This is a genomic window from Glycomyces endophyticus, assembly GCF_039531525.1.
Classification (GTDB): Bacteria; Actinomycetota; Actinomycetes; order Mycobacteriales; family Micromonosporaceae; genus Glycomyces; species Glycomyces endophyticus.
Genome location: NZ_BAAAQF010000015.1, coordinates 18471 through 38383, shown reverse-complemented (window position 1 = coordinate 38383; position 19913 = coordinate 18471). Strand labels below are relative to the sequence as shown.

General features: G+C 73.0%; 18 protein-coding genes and 1 tRNA gene. 14 read left to right on the top strand and 5 right to left on the bottom strand.

Annotation, left to right across the window (positions count from 1 at the left end; translation table 11 throughout):
- The first annotated feature begins 140 nt into the window (after positions 1-140).
- Genes ABD419_RS17550 through ABD419_RS17535 form a run of 4 tightly spaced genes read left to right on the top strand, consistent with a single transcriptional unit; the run spans position 141 to position 3740 of the window.
- Positions 141-1295 carry an efflux RND transporter periplasmic adaptor subunit gene (locus ABD419_RS17550; protein ID WP_344488774.1) on the top strand — a complete coding sequence of 385 codons (1155 nt, stop codon included), beginning with the start codon at positions 141-143 and terminating at the stop codon, positions 1293-1295.
- A complete protein-coding gene (locus ABD419_RS17545; protein WP_344488771.1) occupies positions 1295-1993 on the top strand; it encodes an ABC transporter ATP-binding protein in 699 nt (232 codons plus the stop codon). The genes ABD419_RS17550 and ABD419_RS17545 overlap by 1 nt, the downstream gene beginning before the upstream one ends.
- A complete protein-coding gene (locus ABD419_RS17540; RefSeq protein ID WP_344488768.1) occupies positions 1990-3195 on the top strand; it encodes an ABC transporter permease in 1206 nt (401 codons plus the stop codon). Before ABD419_RS17545 ends, ABD419_RS17540 begins: the two co-directional genes overlap by 4 nt.
- Positions 3196-3206: 11 nt before the next feature.
- Complete coding sequence (locus ABD419_RS17535) at positions 3207-3740, top strand: hypothetical protein (protein ID WP_344488765.1); 534 nt, start codon at positions 3207-3209, stop codon at positions 3738-3740.
- Positions 3741-3786: 46 nt separating this feature from the next.
- On the opposite strand, the gene bcp is transcribed toward ABD419_RS17535, so the two are convergent.
- The gene (gene bcp, locus ABD419_RS17530) at positions 3787-4260 is read right to left on the bottom strand and encodes a thioredoxin-dependent thiol peroxidase (protein ID WP_344488762.1); all 474 of its coding nucleotides are present in this window, start codon (positions 4258-4260) and stop codon (positions 3787-3789) included.
- Between the two features lie 231 nt (positions 4261-4491).
- Here bcp and ABD419_RS17525 point away from each other — a divergent pair, with 231 nt between their 5' ends.
- Genes ABD419_RS17525 through ABD419_RS17510 form a run of 4 tightly spaced genes read left to right on the top strand, consistent with a single transcriptional unit; the run spans position 4492 to position 7079 of the window.
- Positions 4492-5205: an energy-coupling factor ABC transporter permease gene (locus ABD419_RS17525; protein WP_344488759.1), complete on the top strand. Its 714-nt coding sequence runs from the start codon at positions 4492-4494 to the stop codon at positions 5203-5205.
- On the top strand, positions 5202-5546 hold the full coding sequence (locus tag ABD419_RS17520) for a PDGLE domain-containing protein (protein WP_344488757.1): 345 nt from the start codon (positions 5202-5204) through the stop codon (positions 5544-5546). The genes ABD419_RS17525 and ABD419_RS17520 overlap by 4 nt, the downstream gene beginning before the upstream one ends.
- A gap of 22 nt (positions 5547-5568) precedes the next feature.
- Positions 5569-6330 carry a cobalt ECF transporter T component CbiQ gene (cbiQ, locus tag ABD419_RS17515; protein WP_344488754.1) on the top strand — a complete coding sequence of 254 codons (762 nt, stop codon included), beginning with the start codon at positions 5569-5571 and terminating at the stop codon, positions 6328-6330.
- Positions 6327-7079: an energy-coupling factor ABC transporter ATP-binding protein gene (locus ABD419_RS17510; protein ID WP_425556102.1), complete on the top strand. Its 753-nt coding sequence runs from the start codon at positions 6327-6329 to the stop codon at positions 7077-7079. The genes cbiQ and ABD419_RS17510 overlap by 4 nt, the downstream gene beginning before the upstream one ends.
- A 60-nt stretch (positions 7080-7139) precedes the next feature.
- Here the strand turns inward: ABD419_RS17510 and ABD419_RS17505 are convergent, their stop codons facing one another.
- Positions 7140-7883 (bottom strand): DsbA family protein, encoded by a 744-nt coding sequence (locus ABD419_RS17505; RefSeq protein WP_344488748.1) that lies wholly within the window; start codon positions 7881-7883, stop codon positions 7140-7142.
- 69 nt (positions 7884-7952) lie between these two features.
- Between ABD419_RS17505 and ABD419_RS17500 the strand changes: the two genes are divergently transcribed.
- The gene (locus tag ABD419_RS17500; RefSeq protein WP_344488746.1) at positions 7953-9653 is read left to right on the top strand and encodes a copper resistance CopC/CopD family protein; all 1701 of its coding nucleotides are present in this window, start codon (positions 7953-7955) and stop codon (positions 9651-9653) included.
- A 70-nt stretch (positions 9654-9723) separates the two neighbouring features.
- Here ABD419_RS17500 and ABD419_RS17495 read toward each other — a convergent pair whose 3' ends face one another.
- Entirely contained in the window at positions 9724-10581 is an 858-nt protein-coding gene (locus tag ABD419_RS17495) for a TatD family hydrolase (RefSeq protein ID WP_344488744.1), read from the bottom strand.
- A gap of 340 nt (positions 10582-10921) precedes the next feature.
- Between ABD419_RS17495 and ABD419_RS17490 the strand changes: the two genes are divergently transcribed.
- Positions 10922-12037, top strand: a complete 1116-nt coding sequence (locus ABD419_RS17490; RefSeq protein WP_344488742.1) for a hypothetical protein — start codon at positions 10922-10924, stop codon at positions 12035-12037.
- 56 nt (positions 12038-12093) lie between these two features.
- Here ABD419_RS17490 and metG read toward each other — a convergent pair whose 3' ends face one another.
- On the bottom strand, positions 12094-13884 hold the full coding sequence (metG, locus tag ABD419_RS17485; RefSeq protein WP_344488740.1) for a methionine--tRNA ligase: 1791 nt from the start codon (positions 13882-13884) through the stop codon (positions 12094-12096).
- 155 nt (positions 13885-14039) lie between these two features.
- Here metG and ABD419_RS17480 point away from each other — a divergent pair, with 155 nt between their 5' ends.
- From ABD419_RS17480 to ABD419_RS17465, 4 genes are all read left to right on the top strand, one after another.
- The gene (locus ABD419_RS17480) at positions 14040-14807 is read left to right on the top strand and encodes a hypothetical protein (protein WP_344488737.1); all 768 of its coding nucleotides are present in this window, start codon (positions 14040-14042) and stop codon (positions 14805-14807) included.
- A 240-nt stretch (positions 14808-15047) separates the two neighbouring features.
- Complete coding sequence (locus ABD419_RS17475; RefSeq protein ID WP_344488733.1) at positions 15048-17189, top strand: transglycosylase domain-containing protein; 2142 nt, start codon at positions 15048-15050, stop codon at positions 17187-17189.
- Between the two features lie 22 nt (positions 17190-17211).
- Positions 17212-18762 carry a dolichyl-phosphate-mannose--protein mannosyltransferase gene (locus tag ABD419_RS17470; RefSeq protein WP_344488730.1) on the top strand — a complete coding sequence of 517 codons (1551 nt, stop codon included), beginning with the start codon at positions 17212-17214 and terminating at the stop codon, positions 18760-18762.
- 66 nt (positions 18763-18828) lie between these two features.
- Positions 18829-18901 (top strand) — tRNA-Ala (locus ABD419_RS17465).
- Between the two features lie 50 nt (positions 18902-18951).
- On the opposite strand, the gene ABD419_RS17460 is transcribed toward ABD419_RS17465, so the two are convergent.
- Entirely contained in the window at positions 18952-19851 is a 900-nt protein-coding gene (locus ABD419_RS17460) for an alpha/beta fold hydrolase (RefSeq protein ID WP_344488727.1), read from the bottom strand.
- Positions 19852-19913 lie beyond the last annotated feature (62 nt).

Sequence of the window (19913 nt, the reverse complement as noted above, 5' to 3'; positions counted from 1 at the left end):
GTGCACGACACCGGTGCGCACGGACCCCGCCGCCTCGCGAGCGGATGACCGACCGCCGCCGCTCTCCGGCCCGTGCCACTGTGAGCCTCCTTTGAGCTGACCGGGTCCTGTCGCCGAGCCGCGGCCGCGAGCATCGCAGCATGCGAAAGCCACCTCCTTCCCTGCTGGTCAACGGCGGGCTCGCGCTCGTGCTCGCGGCCGGCGCGGGCGGGTCCTACCTGCTGCTGCGCGGCGACGCCGCGACGGCCGAGGACGCCGGGACCGCCCAGGTCGCCTCCACCGCGACCGCCTCCACCGGCACCGTCACCCGCACCGTCGCCGCCGACGGCACGGTCACGGCCGCCACCACCGCCACCGCCGAATTCGAGACCTCCGGAACCGTGACCGCGATCGAGGTGGCCGTCGGCGACACCGTCGAGAAAGGACAGACGCTGGCGACCGTGGACGACGCCGACGCGCAGCGGGACCTCGACCTCGCCGAGGAGAACCTCGACGCCGCCGAGGAGAGTCTCGACCGGGCCGAGACCGACGCCGAGACCGAGGCCGCCGAGGACGCGGTCGACGAGGCCGAAGCGGCGGTGGCGGACGCGGAGGACGCCGTCGACGGGACCGTGCTCACCGCCCCGGCCGCCGGCACCGTGATCGCCGTGAACGGGACCGTGGGCGCGAGCGCCGGGTCCTCCGGCGGGACCGGCGGTTCGGCCGAGACCGCCGACTCCTCCTCCAGCGGGTTCATCCAGATCGCCGACCTCGCCGACCTGCGCGTCACCGCCGCGGTCGCCGAGGCCGACGCCGCCGACGTCGCGGTCGGCCAGACCGGCACCGTCACCTGGAACGCGATCGACGCGACCTCCGGCGCCGAGCTGACCGCGGTCGCGCCGACCGCCGGGACCACCGGGAACGTCGCGACCTACGACGTGACGCTCGCGCTCGACGAACTGCCCGACCAGGTCCGCCTGGGGCAGACCGTCACGGTGGCGATCACCGTCGAGGAGGCCGCCGACGTGCTCACCGTTCCCGCTGCGGCCGTGGACGTCTCCGGCGACACCGGCACCGTCACGGTGATCGGCGACGACGGGGCCCAGACCGAGACCACCGTGCAGATCGGCCTCGAAGGCGACAGCACCGTGGAGATCGCCTCCGGCCTCGCCGAGGGCGACACGGTCGCGCTCGTCGTCACCGACGAGGAGGACGCCGGCACCGAGATGCAGTTCCCCGGCGGCGGCGAGTTCCCGGCCGGCGGCGGCGGGGGCTTCCCCGGCGGCGGTGGCGGCGGCTTCCCGGGAGGCAGCTGATGGGCACCGTCATCGCGCTCGACCGCGTCGCGAAGGTCTACGGGCACGGCGAGACCGCCGTCCACGCGCTCCGCGGCGTCTCCCTCGCCGTCGAGCAGGGCGAGTACGTCGCCGTCATGGGCACCTCCGGCTCCGGCAAGTCCACGCTCATGCACATCCTCGGACTCCTCGACCAGCCCACCTCGGGTTCGTACCGGCTCGACGGCGTCGACGTCGCCGGGCTCGACGAGGGCGCCCAGTCCCTGGTGCGCAGCAGGCGGATCGGGTTCGTCTTCCAGGCGTTCAACCTCATCCCGCGCACCACCGCCGCCGCGAACGTCGAACTGCCGCTCGCCTACGCGAGGGTCTCGCGGACCGACCGGCGCCGGCGGGTCGCGGCCGCGCTCGCCCAGGTCGGGCTCGCCGACCGGGCCGGGCACAAGCCGAACCAGCTCTCCGGCGGCCAGCAGCAGCGCGTCGCCGTCGCGAGGGCCCTGGTCACCGCGCCCTCGCTCCTGCTCGCCGACGAGCCGACCGGCAACCTCGACTCCCGCTCCACCGCCGACATCCTCGACCTGTTCGACCGGCTCCACGAGTCCGGGCGCACGATCATCCTCATCACGCACGAGGACGAGGTCGCCGAGCGCGCCGGGCGCGTCATCCGCCTGCGGGACGGCGACGTCGTCTCCGACACCGCCCGCCTGGAGGCGACCCGATGAGCGCCGCCGAGATCCTGCGCTTCGCGCTGCGCGGCGTGGCCGCGAACAAGCTCCGCTCCTCGCTCACCGTCCTCGGCGTGCTCATCGGCGTCGCCTCGGTGATCCTCCTCGTCGGCGTCGGCACCGCCTCCCAGCAGGAGGTCGAGGAGTCCATCGAGGCGCTCGGCACCAACACGCTCACCGTGACCGCCTCCGGCTCGCAGGGGACGCAGGTGCGGTTCACCGACCTGACCGCCGAGATCGCCGAAGGCCTCGACGCCTCCGAGCTGACCCCCGACGTCGCCGCGGTCTCGCCCGTCGCGACCACGACCGCGACGGCCGTGTGGGACGGCGCGGAGTACGACGTCGGCTCGGTCGTCGGCTCCGACGAGGACTACCTGGAGGCCGCGAACTTCGACGTGGCCGAAGGCACCGGGATCACCGCGTCCGACGTGGCGGCGGGCGCGCGCGTCGCGGTCGTCGGGTCCACCGTCGCCGACGAGCTGTTCGGCGGCGACGACCCGGTGGGGGAGGAGGTCCGCCTCGGCGGCGCGGTCTACACGGTCGTCGGCGTCCTGGAGGAGCAGAGTTCCTCGACCGGGTTCGGCGACGACAACGACCTCGTCGTGGCACCGCTGACCGCCGTGCAGCGCACCCTCACCGGCTACGGCGCCCTGTCGCAGATCCTGGTGCAGTCCACCGGCTCCGACACCGTCGACGCCGCCGAAGCGGAGACCGCCGCCGTCCTCGACGGGCTCATGCGCGTCCAGGCCGACGAGACCGCGCCCTACTCGATCACGAACGCCGCCGAGCTCCTGGAGACCCAGGCCGACACCGCCGAGACGTTCACGCTCCTGCTCGGCGCCGTCGCCGGCATCAGCCTCCTGGTGGGCGGCATCGGCATCACCAACATCATGATGGTCTCGGTCACCGAGCGGACCCGCGAGATCGGCATCCGCAAGGCCCTCGGCGCGCCCCGCCGCGCCATCCTCACCCAGTTCCTCATCGAGGCGACCGCGCTGAGCCTGCTCGGCGGCGGCCTCGGCGTGGGCCTCGCCTACCTCGCGTCCTCGGTGACGATCGCCGGATACGAGACGGTCATCGTCCCCGGCACGGTGCTCCTGGCCCTCGGGGTCTCGGTCGGCATCGGCCTGTTCTTCGGCGGCTACCCCGCCTCGCGCGCCGCGAAGCTGCGCCCCATCGACGCCCTCCGCTACGAATGAAGGAGACCCGCATGGCCAAGAGCGACACCGTGCTGCTCAAGGCGGTCAAGGACGACGACCCGCCCGAGATCGCGCCGATGCCCGACGACCTGGAGCAGGCGCTCGCGAAGCGCCGGCCCTGGACGAACAAGGCCACCAAGTGGATCGCGGCCGCGGTGCTCGTCGCCGGCGGTTTCGCCGGCGGCGTCGCGGTCCAGCAGCAGTGGGGCGCCGACGCCGGGACGGGGACCGCCGACACCGGCGGGATGCCCGACATGAGCGCCATGGCCGAAGGCGGCTTCCCCGGCGGCGGCATGCCCGGCGGCTTCGGCGGCCAGGAGACCACCGGCACCGTCACCGCCGTCGACGGGGCCACGGTCACCATCACCACCGAGGACGGCACCGAGGTCACCGTGATCACGGGCGACGACACCGCGGTCACCTCCAGCGAGGCGATCGACCTGAGCGGCCTCGCCGCGGGCGACACGGTCACCGTCACCGGCGAGACCGCCGACGACGGCACGGTGACGGCCGACGCGGTCGAGCGGACCGCCGCCGCGGAGTAGCGGAGACGACGCAGGCGGCCGGCCCGGCAGGGGCGGCCGCCTGCGGCTAGTCCTCGAGGCCGAGCTGCTTCTTCAACCGCGCGACGTGGCCCGTGGCCTTCACGTTGTACTGCGCCGCCTCGATGTCGCCCTGCTCGTCGATGACGAAGGTCGACCGGATGACGCCCGTGATCGTGCGGCCGTAGTTCTTCTTCTCGCCCCATGCGCCGTACTCCTCGAGCACCTTGTGCTCGGGGTCGGACAGCAGCGGGAAGGTCAGGCCGTCGCGCTCGACGAACTTCGCGAGCTCCTCCGGTTCGTCGGGGGAGATGCCCAGCACCGCGTACCCGGCGGCCTGGAGGCTCGCGAGGCTGTCGCGGAAATCGCAGGCCTCCTTCGTGCAGCCCGGGGTCATCGCCCGCGGGTACGCGTACAGGATCACCTTGCGGCCCTGAAGGCTCGACAGGGTCACCGTGTCGCCGGTGTCCGTGGCGAGCGTGAAATCCGGTGCCGTCTCCCCGGCCTGAAGTCGTACGTTCACAGGTCGCAACCCTACCTTCCGTCCCTGACAATCCCCTGGGAGCACGCTCGACGCTCCCTGTTCGAACGGCGCGTCCCAAATAGCGCCGTTCGGGTTGACGATCGGCGCCGCCCTATTGCAAAATAATTGCAATAGCCCGATGTGGGTTGTTGATTCCAGCGTGGGCGCCCTGCATCCGGCAGGGCGGCCGCCGAAAACTCCCCCCGGACACATAAGGAAGGCGCGCCGCCCGTGGTAGACCTCGCGCTGCACATCCCGACCGACGTCATCGACGGCCCCACGTCGCTGATCTTCGCCCTCATCGCCGTGCTCGCCGTCGGCTGGTGCACCGTCGCCGCCCGGCGCGGCCTGGACGAGCGGCTCGTCCCGCTCGCCGGCCTCGCGACCGCGTTCATCTTCGCCGCCCAGATGCTCAACTTCCCGATCGCCGCCGGCGTCTCCGGGCACCTCCTCGGCGGCGCCCTCGCCGCCGCGCTCCTCGGCCCCTGGCTCGGCGCCCTCTGCGTCACCGTCGTCATCGCGATCCAGGCCCTCCTGTTCGCCGACGGCGCCGTCACCGCACTCGGCCTGAACGTCGTCAACATGGCGCTCATCGCCACCTTCACCGCGTACGGCGTGCTCGCGCTGGCGCTCAAGGTCCTCCCGCGCACCCGCTGGGGCCTCGGCGTCGCCGTCTTCGCCGCCGCGATCGTCAGCGTCGTCGCCGCCTCCGCCGGGTTCGTGCTCCAGTTCTGGCTCGGCGGCGAAGAGGTCGGCCAGTCCCTCGGGGCCATGGCCGCCGCGATCCTCGGCACCCACGTGCTCGTCGGCATCGGCGAGGCCGTCATCACCGCCGGGGCCGTCACCGCGGTCGCCGTCGCCCGCCCCGACCTCGTCCACGCCCTCCGCGGCACCCCGCTCGCCCGCGCCGCGGCCCCCGCCGACACCCTGAAGGACGCCGCATGAAGAAGTTCCTGATCGCCGGCACCGTCGTCACGCTCGTCCTCGCCGGCGTCGTGTCCCTGTTCGCCTCCGCCTCCCCCGACGGCCTCGAATCGGTGCTCCTCACCGGCTGCGACACCGCCGACGGAGAGATCACCGGCGGCGCCTGCGTCCTCCAGGCCGCGGGCGACCACGAGATCGGCGGCGCCTTCGCCGACTACGGCATGTCGTTCCTCGACAACGAGGTCCTCGGCGCGTCCCTCGCCGGCGTCCTCGGCGTCCTCCTCACCCTCGCCGTCGCCACCGGCCTCTTCTGGCTGCTCGCCCGCGGCAAGAAGACCCCCGCGAACGACGCGCGGGCGTGACGAACCCGAGGGAGGAGCGCGCGTGAACGCCGTCGACGGCCTCCACCGGCCCGGTGACTCCCCGCTGCACCGGCTGCGCCCGCAGGTGAAGATCGTCGGCCTCGTCGCCTTCACCTGCGCGATCGCCGCCACCCCGCGAGAGGCGGTGTGGGCCTTCGGGGTCCACGCCGCCGTCCTCGCGGGGCTGTTCGCGCTCGCCCGCGTCCCCGCCCTCTGGGTGCTCACGCGGAGCCTCGTCGAGTCCCCGTTCCTGGTCCTCGCGCTCGCGTTCCCGTTCATGGTCGACGGCCCCGCCGTCCACCTCGGATTCCTCACCGTCTCCGAACCGGGCCTGTGGGCCGGCTGGAACCTCCTCGCGAAGGCCACCCTCGGCGTGTGGGCCGCGCTGCTCCTCGCCGCGACCACGCCCGTCGCGGGCGTCCTCGCCGGGCTCTCGCGGCTCAAATGCCCCGAGCTCCTGCTCCAGATCACCGCGTTCGCGATCCGCTACGCGCACTTGACCGTCGCGGAGGTGACCCAGATGCGGCTGGCGCGCCTCGCCCGCGGCGACGACCCGCGGTTCCTGTGGCAGGCCGGGGCCCTCGCCCGCAGCCTCGGCACCGTCTTCATCCGCTCCTTCGAACGCGGCGAACGGGTCTGGCAGGCCATGGCCGCCCGCGGCTACACCGGGCGGCTCCCGCTCGAGGTCGGGCCCGCGCCCGCGAGCGCCCGTCAGTGGACGGCCGCCATGGCCGTCCCCGCGGTCGCCGTCGCGGTCGCCGCGTGGACGGCGGCGGCCCTGTGAGCGCCCTCGAGATCCGCGGACTCACGCACGCGTACCCGGACGGCCACCGGGCCCTCAACGGCGTCGACCTCCGCGTCGAGGAGGGCGAGCGCGTCGCGATCCTCGGCCCCAACGGCGCCGGCAAGACCACGCTCATGCTCCACCTCGCCGGGCTCCTCACCGCCACCGCGGGCGACGTGTCCGTCGGCGGCGTGGCGGTCGAGCGCAAGACCCTCGCCGAGATCCGCCGCCGCGTCGGCATCGTCTTCCAGAGCCCCGACGACCAGCTGTTCATGCCCACGGTCGCCGACGACGTCGGCTTCGGCCCCGCGAACCTCGGCCTGCGCGGATCCGAACTCGCCGAACGGGTCGCGGCCGCGCTGCGGGACGTCGACCTCGCGGACCTCGCCGACCGGCCCCCGCACCACCTCTCGGTCGGCCAGCAGCGCCGCGCCGCGCTCGCCGGGGTCCTCGCCATGCGGCCCGACGTCGTCGTCTGCGACGAGCCGTCGGCGAACCTCGACCCCGCGAGCCGCCGCGACCTCGCCGCGATCCTCCACCGGACCGCGCCGACGCTCCTGCTCGTCACCCACGACCTGCCGTACGCCCTCCAGCTGTGCGAGCGGGCCGTGATCCTCGACGCCGGCCGCGTCGCCGCCGACGCGCCGACCGCCGAGATCCTCGCCGACGCCGCGCTCCTCGACCGGCACCGGCTCGAACTGCCCTTCGGCTTCTCCCTGGAGACCGCTCTGGCCGCGCTGCGGCGCTGACCGGGGCACACCACGAGGGGCGCAGCCGGAAACGGCTGCGCCCCTGTCACATCGGCTCGGTCAGGCGGCGGCGATCGCGGCCTCGACCAGTTCCGCGAACTGCGAGTTGTCCTCGACGGCGGTGCCGTCGATCTTCGCGGTCGGGGTGCCCTGGATCCCGCCGTCGCCGGTCGCCCACGCGGTGCCGTCCTGGACCCAGCCCTTGTAGGTGCCGTCCTCGACGCACGCCTGCCAGGTCGCGTCGAGGCCGACGTCGTCGGTGCCGATCGCGATGAGCTCCTGGTCGGTCAGGCCCGTCGAGTTCTCGGCGGGCTGGTTCTCGTACAGCGCCGTCGTGTAGTCGAGGAACTGCTGCTGGCCCGCGTCGGCGGCGCACACCGCGGCCGCCGCGGCGCGCGTGGAGTACTGGGTGCCCGAGGAGAGCCGGTCGAGGATGGTGATCGGGTGGTAGACCACGGTCACCGAGCCGGCGTCGACCCAGGACTGGATGCTCGCCGCGTAGGCCGACTCGAACTGGTTGCACGCCGGGCACATGTAGTCGATGAACAGGTCGACCTGGACCGGGCCGTCGCCGACCTCGACCCCGAACGTGTCGGTGACGGCCGCGGTCGGCTCGTTCACCTCGTAGTCGTCGCCCTGGCTGTTGTACCAGACGCCCCACCCCAGGAGGCCGCCGATCAGCACCACCGCGGCGCCGATCGAGACCCACAGGAGGATCTTGCGGCGCCGCGCCTCCGCCGCCTGCTGCTTCCGGAGGGCCTCGGCGGCCTTCCTGCGCTCGGTCTTCCGATCTGATGAGCCCATGTGCCTCGCTCAGCCTTTCTCCGGTCCAACACTCGATTCACGAAGCGGTTTCGAGTACGCTCAGCGGCGATGCCGTACCGCCTGACCACCCAGCGCCGCCCCACCGCCCGGAGCCCACGCACCGCCCGGCGCGGCGCGGCCCCCGGTCGGCGGCTCGCCGCCCGCTTCGCCTGGTCGTCGCTCGCGGCGGCCCTCATCGGGGTGCTGTGGGCCTCGGGGGCCTCGGCGCACGCGGCCGCCACCGAGACCAGCCCCGGTTCCGGAGCGGTCCTGGACGCGGCCCCGAGCGAAGTCGTCGTCGAGTTCAACGAACCAGTCACCCCCGTAGACGCGGGCACCGGCGTCGTGGCTCCCGATGGTGACCGAGCCGACACCGAAGTGGTCCGCAGCGAGGACGGCACCACGGTCACCATCGCCGTCGACGCCGACCTCGAAGGCACCTACCTGGTCGGATACCGCGTCGTCTCCGACGACGGGCACCCCGTCTCCGGCACCTTCACGTACTCCGTCGTCACCGAGACCGAGGCCCCCGGCGCCGAGGCGCTCACCGCCGCCGGGACCGACCCGTTCGTGCAGGCGCTCCTGTACGGCAACCGCTGGTTCGGCTACGCCGCCTTGGCACTCGCCCTCGGCGCCGGCATCCTCCTGGTCGCCGGGGCACGGCCCCGCGAGGCCGCCGCGCGGCTCGTCGCCCTCGGCCTCGCCGTCGTCGCCATGACCGCCGTCCTCGGCCTCCCGCTCCAGGCCGCGTACGAGACCGGCACCGGCGTCTCCGACCTCGACGCCGCCGGGCTCCAGTCGGTCATGCAGTCGAACATCGGCCTCGCCGCGCTCCTGCGGCTCCTGCTGGTGCTGCTCGCGCTGCCGCTCATGCGCGCGGTCGTCACCAGCCCCGAGGAGCCGGGGCGGCCCGTCACCGCCGGCCTCGCCGCGGCCGGGCTCGCGCTCGGCGCGACCTGGCCGCTCGCCGGCCACCCGATGGCCTCCGACCCGGTCGTCGTCGCGTTCGTCGCCGACTGGGTCCACCTCGTGACCGCGCTCGCCTGGGGCGGCGGCGTGTTCGCGCTGCTCCTGCTGGCGTTCCGCAAGGACGCCGAGATCCCCGACCGCACCGCGGACCTGTGGATCGCCCTGGTGCCGTGGCTCCTCGCGAACCTCATCGTCGCCGGGATCGCCTCGTCGCTGCTGCACATCGACTCGGTCGAGGCGCTGACGCAGACGCAGTACGGGCGCCTGGTGCTCCTCAAGTCCGGGCTGCTCATCGCGCTCGTCGCCATCGGCCTGCTCACCCGGCGCGCGCTCGTGCGCGGCGCCGAGGGCCGCAGGCGCCTGCGGCTCATGGCCGGCGTGGAGACCGTGTTCCTCGCGGCGGTGCTCGGCGCCGTCGCGGTGCTCGTGCAGGCCGTGCCCGCCAAGACCGCGCTGCTCGACGCCGAGACCACCCAGAACGCCTCGACGGAGACGGCCGTGCTGGTGACCACCGACGTCTACACGGCGCAGCTCGTGCTCGAACCGGGCCGCCCCGGGGCGAACAGCGTCCGCATCCTCGCCGACGACCTCGAAGGCGCCGCGTTCGCGGCCGTCGAGTGGGAGGCGGTCTACGGCCTCGAAGGCGAGGAGCCCGAGGAGCTGCGGCTCATCGAGCTGCGCACCGGCATCCTCGCGGGCGAGGCGAACCTCGGCGAGGCGGGCCGGTGGGTCTTCACGTTCACCCTCACCGACGCCGCCGGGACCACCGCCACGGCCGTGGCCGAAGTCGACGTGTCCTGAGCGGAACGTCAGGTTCCGGTTCGCGAGCGGGTCGGAGCGGCAGGTTCCGGGCCGGGGGTCCGGCCCCCGCCTACCACTCGCCGAACGCCGCCTCGGTGTTCCTCCAGAGCCGCTCGCACCACGCCGCGAGGTCGCGCTCCAGGTAGTCGGCGAGGTACCGGGCCGTGTAGTTCGTCAGCGCCGGGTGGTTCCGGTGCCCGCGCACCGGGACCGGCGCCATGAACGGCGCGTCGGTCTCGACCAGGACCAGCTCCGGCGGAGCCACCGCGACGGCGTCGCGCAGGTGCTGCGCGTTCTTGAACGTCACGTTCCCGGCGAAGCTCATGAAGAACCCGCGCCGCGCGCACTCCTTCGCGAACGCGGCGTCGCCGGAGAAGCAGTGGAGCACGACCCGGTCGGGCGCGCCGTCGGCTTCGAGGATCGACAGGACGTCCTCGTGGGCGTCCCGGTCGTGGATGACCAGGGCCTTGCCGCGCTCCTTCGCGATCGCGATGTGCGCGCGGAACGAGCGCTGCTGCGCGGCCCGGCCGCCCTCGTCGGTGCGGAAGTAGTCGAGGCCGGTCTCCCCGAGGGCGGCCGTGCGCGGCAGCGCCGCGAGCGCGTCGATCTCGGCGAGCGCCGCGTCGAGGTCGGCGAGGCGCGGCGCGTCGTTCGGGTGCAGCGCGGCGGCGGCGAGCACGCGCGGGTCGGCGGCGGCGAGGCCGGCGGCCCAGCGCGAGGACGCGACGTCGGTGCCGACCTGCACCACGCGTGCGACCCCCGCGGCCTCGGCCTCGTCGAGGCGGGCGCGGACCTCGGGCGCGTCGGGGGCGGGGACCGGGAGCTCCTCGTCGGCGCCGAAGGTGTCGACGAGGTCGAGGTGGGTGTGGCTGTCGGCGACGGGGAACGGGAGCGGCTCGGGCGCCGGCGCGGGTTCGGATCGGTACACGCCCCAACCATGCCACGGATCACGCCGCACCCGTTCGGGTGACATGTGCGCCGCGGGCCCGGTTCTTGTCGGACCCCTCGGCAATGCTGGCGGCTACGGTCCCCTCGTGGGTGGGTGGGGGCTCGGGATGGTTTCCGCGCATCTTAGCGACGGCCGTCGATGCCTCCGGCCCGCGAACTGCGCCGCGGACGGCCCGTAACACCTTCTTCATTTTCCGGACATGCGCGCCTGACAGGGCGCGCTTACGTTGGCGTGCAGCCCCGTCAACCGGCCGCAGGCCCACCGCCACGAACACCAGGCGACACCGCCGTCGCACCCGCGCAGACGAATCGAGCCGCACATGACCCGCGACCTCGCGTCCCGCCGCAACCGCGCCGCAGCGCTCCAGCAACGCCGCCCCGCCGTCCCGGCCGAACCGACGCACCTCCGGACACACACCGTCGAATGGCAGGGCGAGCGGTTCCCCGGCGCCGCCTACGCCGACGGGGCCGCCTGGGAGCTGTTCTCCGCGCTCCCGCGCCCCGACTTCCTCCCCGACCCCCGCGCCGGCAGCGAGTACCCGTACCGGGCGTTCGCGCACGCCAGCGAGATCCTGCGCGACGGCGTCCCCGTCACCGTCGCCGACGAGCACGCCCTGACGGTGCCCCTCGCCCCCGGGATCGACCTCGCGTACGTGCGGCGCCTCACCCAGACCCCGCACCTGGAGCCGGCCGCGCGCGTCCTGCTCGACCGCGTCCGGTGCTCCGCGCCGCTCGCCCCCGGCGACCTCATGGAGCGGCCCGTCACCGCCGCGCAGATCGCCCGCCTCATGGAGACCGCGGCCGTCCCCGGCGGGTTCTGCTACCGCCGCAGGGACACCGCGCACCTGCGCACCCCGGCGTCGCGGTCGGTGCTCGGCGGCGAGTCCGACCACGGCGAGCCGTGGGTCTTCGCGCTCCGCTGGGCCGTCGCCGACCCCGCGGACTACCAGGCGCCGGTCGCCCCCGACTACGAGGGCCTGACGGCGATGCCGTCGTCGGACCGGCGCGGCGCGCCCGTCCTCGGCACCGGCTTCGCGATCTCCTCCGCGCACCTGCTGCCCGAGCACGTCACCGCCGACCTCACCGACCTGCCGCTCCCCGACGGCGCGTCCCTCCTGGGCTACAACGAGAGCGGCACCGAGGCCGAGCTGTTCCGGTACGGCGGCCAGCAGTGGACGCCCGTCCACGCCGCCGCCGTGCCGATATCCGGGGTCGAGACCGGCCGCGCCCACCGGGTGCGCCGCGTCCTGCGCGAGGCCGCCCGCGCGGTCTGGAACGGCGTCCCCGGGTCCCTCGTCGACGCCGACGAGGAGTGGGCCCGCTTCCGGCTCTCGCGGCCCAGCCCCGACGTCCTGTCGCGCACCGGCGCCGAGGCGGTCCGCCGCGGCGTCTACGAGAAGTGGGTCAGCCGCGCCGAACTGGCGCCCGCGGTCTGAAGGCTCGAACGCGCAGCGGCCCCCGGCGGATCGCCGGGGGCCGCTGCGTTCACGCCTTACGAGTCGAGCCGCGCGATCTCCTCGTCGACGATCGACGGGTCGAGCTTGGCGAACACCGGGACGGGCTTGTCCAGGGCCGTGCCCGGGACCAGCGGCACGGACTCCCACTTCGGGACGTCCGAGTAGTCGCCGGTGAGGACCGGGTACGGGCCGTCGGTCGCGCCGCCCCCGTCGAGGTCGCCGACCTCCTCGATGTGCGGCATCGGCGCGAACACGCCCTCGCCGCCGAGGAGCTCGTGCACGCGCTGCGAGGAGTGCGGCAGGAACGGGCTCATCACGGTCTTCAGGTCCGAGACGGCCTGCAGGACGGTGAACAGGACCGTGCCCTGGCGCTTCGGGTCCTCCTTCATCTTCCACGGCGCGGTGTCCGCGAGGTACTTGTTCGCGGCGGCGACGGTCTTCATGGCCTCGCCGATCGCGGCCCGGACCTTGTTCTGCCCGATGAGGCCGCCGACGGACTCGAACGACGCCGCGGTGGCCGCCAGCAGCTCCCGGTCGACCTCCTCCAGCTCGCCCGGCTCGGGGACCGCGCCGAAGTTCTTCGCGGCCATCGCGATCGACCGGTTCACCAGGTTGCCCCAGCCGGCGACGAGCTCGTCGTTGTTGCGGCGCAGGAACTCCGCCCACGTGAAGTCCGAGTCCTGGTTCTCCGGTCCGGCCGCGCAGATGTAGTACCGCAGCGCGTCGGGGGAGTACCGCTCCAGGAAGTCCCGCACGTAGATCACCACGCGCCGCGACGACGAGAACTGCTTGCCCTCCATCGTCAGGAACTCCGAGGACACGACCTCGGTCGGCAGGTTCAGCGTCCCGAGCGCGCCCGGCTCGCCGCCCTTCGCGCCCTCGCCGTTCGCGCCCAGCAGCATCGCCGGCCAGATCTCGGAGTGGAAGACGATGTTGTCCTTGCCCATGAAGTAGTACGAGACCGCCTCGGGGTCCTGCCACCAGCGCTTCCACGCGTCCGGGTCGCCCGAGCGCCGCGCCCACTCGATGGTGGCGCTCAGGTACCCGATGACCGCGTCGAACCACACGTACAGGCGCTTGTCCTTGCGGTCGACCCAGCCGTCGAGCGGGATCGGCACGCCCCAGTCCAGGTCGCGCGAGATCGGGCGCGGCTGGAGGTCGTCGAGAAGGTTCTTGGTGAACCGCACGACGTTCGTGCGCCACCCCGTGCGGGTGTCGAGCCACGCGTTCAGCGCGTCGGCGAACGCCGGCAGGTCGAGGAAGAAGTGGTCCTCCTCCACGAACTTCGGGGTCTCGCCGTTGATGCGCGACTTCGGGTCGATCAGGTCGACCGGGTCGAGCTGGCGCCCGCAGTTGTCGCACTGGTCGCCCCGCGCCGAGTCGAACCCGCAGTGCGGGCACGTGCCCTCGATGTACCGGTCCGGCAGCGTGCGGCCCGTCGACGGGCTGATCGCGCCGAGGGTCTTCTTCTGCAGGATGTAGCCGTTGCCGTAGAGCGTCGAGAACAGCTCCTGCACGGTCTTGTAGTGGTTCCCGGTCGTGGTCCGCGTGAACAGGTCGTACGACAGGCCCAGCGCGTCCAGGTCCTCGACGATGATCCGGTTGTACTTCGCCGCGGCCTCCGCGGGCTTGAGCCCCTCCGAGTCGGCCTGCACCAGGATCGGGGTGCCGTGCTCGTCGGTCCCGGAGACCATGAGCACGTCGTGACCGCGCATGCGCATGTAGCGGGCGAAGACGTCGGCGGGGACCCCGAATCCCGCTACATGTCCGATGTGCCGGGGGCCGTTGGCGTAGGGCCAGGCCAGCGCGGTCAGTACGTGAGTCATGCGCCCCATGGTATCCGTCCTGCCATCTGGACGAGCACCCTCCGACCGCGTCGACTGCCAGGTCACGGCCGGTCACCACTCCGTCGGCTGACGCCGACACACTATCCCTGCGCGATTGCGCCCGGCTTCGGCGATTCGGTGATGCAATAACCGGTATGTCTGGAACACACCGCGCGGCAGATCCCCAGCCCCAGCCCGCCGGCTACGAGCCCGGCCGCCCCGCCCCCGTGCCCGAGCTCCCGGCCGCCTACGGTGCGGTCGAGCACGGGCCCGCCGGGCCCGCCGACTGGGACCCCGCGGGCGGCGAGCCGCCCCGGGCCGTCGCCCAGCGCAGCCCGCTCGGCTCCCAGTCCGAGGGCATGGCCGCGATCCGGGCCGTCTGGGAGCGCGCCGCCGAGACCGAGCGCCGCCGCCCCGCCCGCCCCGCCCGCCCCCAGCGCCGCCGCGAGCCCAAGCGCCTCGGCCCCGCGCTCCTCGGCGTCCTCGTCTGCGCCTGCCTCCTCATGTTCTTCGCGTGGGCCGCCGCCCCCGCCCTGTGGATCAGCGTCGGCCACGCCGAGGACGGCACCGTCGCGGTCACCTCCTGCCAGGAGGGCTTCGCGCCCTCGTGCACCGGCGTGTTCACCGCCGACGCCGGCTGGTCCCGGCCCCTCTCGCTCACCGGCGACGCCACCGCCGCCGACGTCGGCGCCGAGCTGCCCGCGCGCGCCACCGGCCCCGACGCCCACAACGCCTACGTCGGCGGCGCCGGCGGGCTCCTGCTCCGCTGGGCGCCCGCCCTGGTGCTGTTCATGGTCGCGGCGTTCGCGCTCGTCGGCGCCTCCGGCGCGACCCGCCTCTACGACGGCCGCTCGGGCGCGATCGGCCTGTGCTGGGCCTTCGCCGGCGCCGTCCTGGCCGCCGCCCTCGCCTTCGCGTGGTGAACGGCCGCACCCGCGGTCCGTCCCGACCCGGTAGCAGCCGGTGCATGATCGCCGCGGGCGGCGCGCGGAACGCCCGGACGAGCTGTAATCGCCCCCACCCGGACGGACTGCGTCAACACCGCCCCCTCGGCGCGTCGTAGAGTTGTGGCGCCCCCGGAACTCCGCCTGAGTCGGCGCGTTCGCCGCGTCCAACTGAAATGACCGTTCCTTCCCCGTTGCGGGGCTCCTCGGGAGACAAGCGTGAGTGATTCTTCGAAACCGGTGGCGCAGACCTGGTTCGGACCCATCACCGCCGTGCAGCGTCGCGCCATGTTCGCGCTCGTGCCGGTGGCGGTCGCGTTCGGCCTCGTGGTCGGCCTGGCGTTCCTGCCGGTGACCAGCGGCATCGGCGGCCTGGCCAAGGTCGGCTCCGAGGCGGTCCTCGACCTGCCCGACGAGCTCACCCTGCCGCCCGCGCCCGAGTCGTCCACGCTCTTCGCGTCGGACGGCGAGACGGTCATCGCGACGTTCGGCGACCAGTACCGGGTCCAGCTCGAGTACGACCAGATCCCCGAGTCGGTGATCCAGGCGCTCGTCGCCACCGAGGACTCGAACTTCTTCGAGCACAACGGGGTCGACCCCGAAGGCGTCATGCGCGCCCTGGTCACGAACCTCGCCGACGGCGGCACCTCCGAGGGCGCCTCGACGATCACCATGCAGTACGTGCGCCAGGTGCTCTCCTACACCGCGACCACCCCCGAGGAGGTCGCGTCCGCCAGCGAGGTCACCATCGACCGCAAGGTCAAGGAGATGGGGTACGCGCTGGCCCTCGAAGAGGAGATGTCCAAGGAGGACATCCTCACGAACTACCTGAACACGGTGTACTTCGGCAACGGCGCGTACGGCATCGGCGCGGCCGCCCAGGTGTACTACGGGAAGGTCCCCGCGGACCTGACGACGGCCGAGTCGGCGATGCTGGTGGGCCTCGTGCAGTCCCCGAGCCAGTACGACCCGATCAACGGCTCGTCCGAGGCCGCGAAGGTCCGCCGCAACCACGTGATCAACCGGATGGTCGACGTCGGGTACCTCACCTCCGAGGAGGGGTCCGCGGCGCGCGACGAGGACCTGAACCTGAACCCGCAGAACGCGAACAACACCTCCGGCGGCGCGATCGACTCCGACTACGGCTTCTTCGTGGACTACTTTGAGAAGTGGTGGGAGCAGCAGGAGGACTTCGGCGAGTCCGAGGAGGTCCGCAAGGCCCGCCTGTACCGCGGCGGCTACCAGATCACCTCGACGCTGAACACCGAGCTCCAGGACGCCTCGCAGGAGGCGATCGAGAACCAGATCGAGACCGGCTCGGAGTACGCGCTCGGCTCGGTGGTCGTCGAGCCCGGCACCGGCGCGATCGAGGTCATGGCCGTCAACCGGAACTACTCCAACGACGTGTCCGACAACGGGCCCAACACCGCGAACGACGAGTACAAGGGCTCCTACCCGAACACCACGAACCCGCTGCTCAGCGGGAACTCGGACGTCGCCGGGTACCAGGCGGGCTCCTCGTTCAAGATGTTCACGATGCTCGCGGCGCTCGAGGACGGGATGCCGCTGGACACCACGATCTACTCGCCGTACCAGTACACGTCGGAGTACGTCGTCGGCGACGGCGAGGCGGCCTGCGGGGACTACTGGTGCCCGAAGAACGCCTCGGCCTCCGAGGTCGGCGACTACAACATGTGGACGGGCTTCGGCGAGTCGGTGAACACGTACTTTGTGCAGCTCGCCGAGCGCGTCGGGGTCGAGAAGGCCATCGACGTGGCCGAGCGCCTCGGCATCAAGTTCCGCAACCCGCTGGACCTGAGCCACGTCGAGAACTACCCGGACACGTACGGGCCGTTCGTCCTCGGCGTCACCCAGACCACGCCGCTCGACATGGCCGCCGCGTACGCGGCGCTCCCGGCCGACGGCGTGTACTGCACGCCGACGCCGGTGACCTCGGCGATCACGAACTCGGGCGGGGTCATCGCGTTCGACAGCGAGTGCACCCAGGCGATCAGCGTCGAGGTGGCCCGCGCCGCGGTCGACGCGGCCCGCTGCCCGACCGGGTACGGCGCCGCCGCCGGGAACTGCACGTGGGGCACCGCCGAGCAGGTCAGCGCCAAGGTCGACGGGCCCGTCGCGGGCAAGACCGGCACCACCGACTCGAACTCCACCAACTGGTTCGTGGGCTTCACGCCGAACGCCGCCGCGGCCGCGTTCGTCGCCGACCCCGACAGCCCGCAGAACTTCGTCGGCGACGCCAACCTCGGCAAGCCCGCGAACGCGGTCGGCGACATCCTCGCCGCCCAGTGGGAGATCAACGGCGAGGGCGAGTTCACGCCCCCGAAGGATCTGGTGCACTGAGGGTCACTCTAGACTCGGCCCGGTGAGCGCCACCGCAGTCCGGCCCGTGGAGCCGCCCGCCGCCTGGCGGCCGGCCCCGCCCGCCGGTCCCCTCCCCGCCGTCCGCGCGCGCCTCCGGAGCACCCTCCCGGAGGACTCGCGACGCGCCCTCTGGGTGACCCTCGCGGTCACCGGGGTCGCCGCGGTCCTGCGCCTGATCGGCCTGAACCACCCCAAGGGCCTCATCTTCGACGAGGTCTACTACGCGCAGGACGCGCACTCGATGCTGTCGCACGGCGTCGAGTGGGACGCGGGCACGACGGGGTCGGCGTACGTCGCGCACCCGCCGTTCGGCAAGTGGCTCATCAGCCTCGGAGAGATCGCGTTCGGCTACGACGAGGTCGGCTGGCGCATCGCCGCGGCCGCCGCGGGCGTCGCCGGCGTCGCGATCCTCATCCGGCTCATGCGCCGCCTCACCGGCTCGACGCTCCTGGGCGGCACCGCGGGGCTCCTCCTCGCCGTCGAGGGCAGCCACTTCGTGCTCTCGCGGACGTCGCTGCTCGACATCTTCATCGCGACGCTCCTGCTCGCGGCCATGTACTGCGCGGTCCGCGACCGCGACTGGCGCCGCGCGGGCTGGCTCGCCGCGCTCGACGCCGGCCTCGACGCCCGGCGCCGCCGCCCCCGGCTCGGCATGCCGTGGTGGCGCATCGCGTGCGCGGTCCTCCTCGGGCTCGCCATGGGGACCAAGTGGTCCGCGCTGTGGTACATCATCGCCGTGATCGTGCTCTACATCGTGTGGGACTGGCGCCTGCGCGCCGACGCGGGCGCCCGCAAGCCCTTCCGCGACACCGTCATCTACGAGTTCGGCCAGAACCTGTGGTTCGGGCTCCTCGCCGTCGGCGTGTACCTCCTGTCGTGGACCGGCTGGTTCCTCAACGACACCGGCTCCTACCGGCACTGGCTCGCCGACCAGGGCGAGCCCGAGCCGCCCGTCGTCGGCGCGCTCGTGAACTGGTGGGAGTACCACCTGAGCGTCCTCCAGTTCCACGAGGGCCTCTCGTCCGAGCACGCCTACCAGTCGTGGCCGTGGGATTGGCTCCTCAACCTCCGGCCCGTGGTCTTCTACTGGAGCGGCGACGTGAACTGCGGCGCCGCCGACTGCGCCGCCGAGGTGCTCCTGCTCGGCACGCCGCTGCTGTGGTGGACGTTCGTGCCCGCGACGCTCGCGCTCCTCGTGTGGGCGGTTGCCAAGCGCGACTGGCGGGCCTGGTTCCTGCTCACCGGGATCGGCGCGGGCCTCCTCCCGTGGTTCTTCTACCCCGAGCGGACGATGTTCTTCTTCTACACCGCCCCCGCCGTCCCCTTCTTCATCGGCGCGGTCACCTGGGCGCTCGGCCTCATCGTCGGCCGCCACCGCCGCGGCGGCACCTCCCTCGCGTCCCCCGAGCGCCGCCTCACCGGCGCGCTCATCGCGGGGGCCTTCGTCGCCGTCGTCGTCCTCTGCTTCGCCTACTTCTGGCCGATCTACACCGGCGAGGCCCTCCCCCGCGAGGAGTGGCAGGCCCGCATGTGGCTCGACTCCTGGATCTGACGAGACCCGCCCCACACAACTCCCTTGCGGGCCCCGTTCCCGGCCGTGCTAATCTTGTCGCCGCAAGGGGCTTTGGCGCAGTTGGTAGCGCGTTTCGTTCGCAATGAAAAGGTCAGGGGTTCGAATCCCCTAAGCTCCACAGGCCGAGGGCCGGTCTCCCGAGAGGGAGACCGGCCCTTTTGCGTTGCGCTAGACGGGGACCGGGACGCGGCGGAGGTCCTCGACCGCGGTGGCGTAGGGGAGGTCGCCGAGCTCCTCCAGGGAGAAGAAGCGGGTCATGAGGTCGACCAGCTGGGCCGGGCGCTCCAGGTGGATGAGGTGGTCGGCGCGGGCGAACTCGACGTACCAGGACTCCGGGCACGTGAACGCGAGGTCGCGGCAGAGCGCGGGCGGGGTGAGGTTGTCGTGCTCGCCGGTGGTGAAGAGCATCGGGGCCGCGGGCGGGATCGACGGGTCGATGAGCTGGCGCGACAGCAGCCGGTGCGTGTTGGCGATGAACTTCGCGAGGTCGGCGTCGTCGGCCGAGCCGAACCGCATCGACATGATGCGGCGCACCACGGCCTTCCCGGCGATGTCCGGCTCGGGGCTCATGAGCGCCTCGATCGCGGCCGGGCCGAAGCGCTCGCGCGGACCCGACTCGGCCAGGGCCACGGCGGCGCGCATCATCGGGCGGGACTCGAGCGGGATGCCGCCCATGGTGCCCGCCAGGACCATGCGGGCCACCCGGTCCGGGTGGGTCTGCGCGAGCCGGTACCCCACCGAGGACCCGTACGAGCCCGCGAACACGTTGACCCGCTCGATGCCGAGGTCGTCGAGGAGGCGCACCAGGGCCTCCACCGGGACGTCCGGGCCCAGGTACGGCGGGAGGAGGTCCGCCTCGCCCCACCCCGGCAGGTCCGGGCACAGGACGTCGGCGACCGCGAGCATCCCCTGCTCGACGCGGCCCCAGTCCTCCTTGCGGTGCAGCGCACCGCCGATGAGCACGACCGGGTCCAGGCGCGGGGCCTCGGCGCAGGACATCCGCGACCAGTACGTGTAGCCCGCCCAGCGGTGCTTGCGGACGTGCGGGGGGAAGGCAGTGCGCGGCATGGTGGCTCCCGTTCCAGATGCGCGGCAAGGGCGCCGCAGGTACGGGAGACCACCTTAGTGTC